Below are 2,211 nucleotides of genomic sequence, written 5' to 3'. Positions count from 1 at the left end.
CAGCTGGCCGAGCCCGGTCCAGGCGCGGAAGGGGCCGGAGGCGAAGTCGAGATCGACCAGGATGATCGGCGTGGCGACGGAGGCGGTTGCCGCCGCGGCGGCCTGGAGCGACAGCCGCGGCGTGGCGGTGATGCCGGACATCAGAGCGATTCCTCGAGGCGGATGGTGATCGCGGTGAAGCGGCCCGGGCGGGTCGGGTTGATCGCCTCGTCGTCGGAGACCAGCCGCATGGCCACGGTCGGCTGGGTCAGCACCAGCGGCTCCGATACCGCGGCGGCGGCGCGCAGCGGCGGGCCGATCGGGATGGTGGCGGTGCCGGTGCCGGAGGCGGTGACCGCCGCGGTCGCCATGTGGAGCCGGCCGTTCAGCCCGAAGTAGTCGCCGGCACCGACCGCGACCGTGCCGGGCCAGAAGCCCTGGGCCTGGATGCTGAGGGCGCCGCGGGCCGCGCCGGCGGCAAGCGAGGGATTGCCGGAGCCGACGACCAGGCCGGTGCCGTCGGTGAAGATGGTCGCGTCGCTGAAGGAGTAGGGCCCGGTCGGCACGTCGCCCTGGCTCCGCGGGTCGCCGGTGCGGTACTCGCGCCGCCAGTCCCAGACCCGCACGGTGTTGACCGAGCCGGCCAGCGCCGCGAGCAGCCCCTCCAGCACGCCGGCGCGGACCCGGTCGAGCGGATCGAAGGTGGCCTCGGCCATCCAGCGCGCACCCTCCCGCCGCATCACCTGGGTGACGCGCGTGATCGGCGAGGCGAAGCGCAGGGTGTTGTGCTGGAGGTAGAAGCTGAGCCGCGAGGGCCGCAGCACGGCTGGCCAAGCGTATTCGGTCATCCGCGCCCCCCTCTACCCGCGCACGGTCTTGTAGGCCGCGCCGCCGCGGCGGATGGCGTCGAGCGTCATGGCGGAGGCCTGCCGGGCGATCTGGCCGGAGAGCATCCGCAGCCGCGCCTCGACCCCGGCGTCGGCGCCGCGGGCGTCGATGGTGATGCTGGTGTTGATCACCGGCCCGCCGCCGGGCGCGGTGCCGTTCGGCAGCACGGTGCCGGCGCTGCGCGGCACGAACCACTCCGGGCCGCGCTCGCCGACGACGTAGGGCTGGCCAGCAGCAACCGGCCCGCCCTCGGCGCGGAACAGCCCGCCGAGCCACGAGCCGATGCCGTCGAGCCAGGACCCGGCGCCGATCCCTGACAGGCCCGCCGACACCGCGTTGCCGAGCGGTTCGGTGATGGTCTTGCGGGCGATCACGCGCGCGATGTCCTGCAGGAGGCCCTGCATGACCTTGGATAGCCGCTCACCCTTGACGATCGCGTCCTCGAAGGCAGAGCTGAAGGTGAGGCCGAGCTCGCGGACGGTGTCGGAGGTCCGCTCCGCGGCCGCCTCGACCCGATTCTCCGCGCGCTCCAGCTCCTCCATGGCGCGCTCCGCCTCGCGCTGGACGGTGGCGTCGGGGACGGGGCGGCCGGCGCGCTCCGAGCGCTGCACCAGGTCGGACAACCGCTCCAACCGCCGGACGTAGCGCTCGTAGGCGGTCTCGTTGTCCTGGATGAGCCGCTCGCGCTCGCGCAGGACCTCGTTGACCGCACGCTCGGCGTCGCGTGCCTCGCGGGCGCCCTCATTGCTGGCGCGGCGGACAGCGGCGACGCGCGGCTCGAGGCGGCGCAGAGCCTCGTCGCGCTCCTGCAGGGCCAGCGTCTCAAGGCGGGTGCGCTCGGCGGCGGTGACCCCGCCGGCCGCCTCGGCCTCGCGCAGCCGGCGGACGCGCTCCTCGTACTCCCGGTTGATCCGGAAGCGGTCGTCGAGGTCCTTGGTGAGGTCGAGCACCTCCTGCGCGGCGCGGCGCCGGCGCGCCTCGGACGCCTGCTGGCCGGCCGCCTCCTGCTCGCGCAGCGAGCGGTCGAGCGCGGCGCGCTCGGCGGCGTCGATCTCGGCGAGGATCTCGAAGTACTGGCTCCGGACCTCCTCGAGCCGACGCAGCCGGTCCTCGTCGGTGAGCCGCGGGCGGAGCGTGCCGCGGTTGCGGGTGGTGTCGACGCCGGCCTCGAGGGTGCCGAGCTGCGCGGCCAGCGCGTCGGCCTGGCGGCGGAGGTCGGCGAGGCGCTCGCCGTCGGTCAGAAGCCCGGCGCCGCGGCGCACGCCGTCCACGGCGCGGGCGGCGCCGGAGAGCGCGCGGGCCAGTGCGTTGGAGAGGCCGATGGCGCGGTCGAGCTGGCCGAGG

1 protein-coding gene and 1 pseudogene are annotated in these 2,211 nt (G+C 75.3%); both read right to left on the bottom strand.

The window, feature by feature from the left end; genetic code table 11:
* Positions 1 to 140: 140 nt before the first annotated feature.
* Positions 141 to 827 (bottom strand): hypothetical protein, encoded by a 687-nt coding sequence (locus ET526_RS20940; protein WP_135471016.1) that lies wholly within the window; start codon positions 825 to 827, stop codon positions 141 to 143.
* Between the two features lie 12 nt (positions 828 to 839).
* Positions 840 to 2,211, bottom strand: a pseudogene (locus ET526_RS20935) (tape measure protein); the annotation flags it as partial.

This window comes from Crenalkalicoccus roseus, from assembly GCF_004761865.1.
Taxonomy (GTDB): Bacteria; Pseudomonadota; Alphaproteobacteria; order Acetobacterales; family Acetobacteraceae; genus Crenalkalicoccus; species Crenalkalicoccus roseus.
Note: the sequence above shows the minus strand (reverse complement) of the source record. Positions and strands in the feature narration are given on the sequence as shown.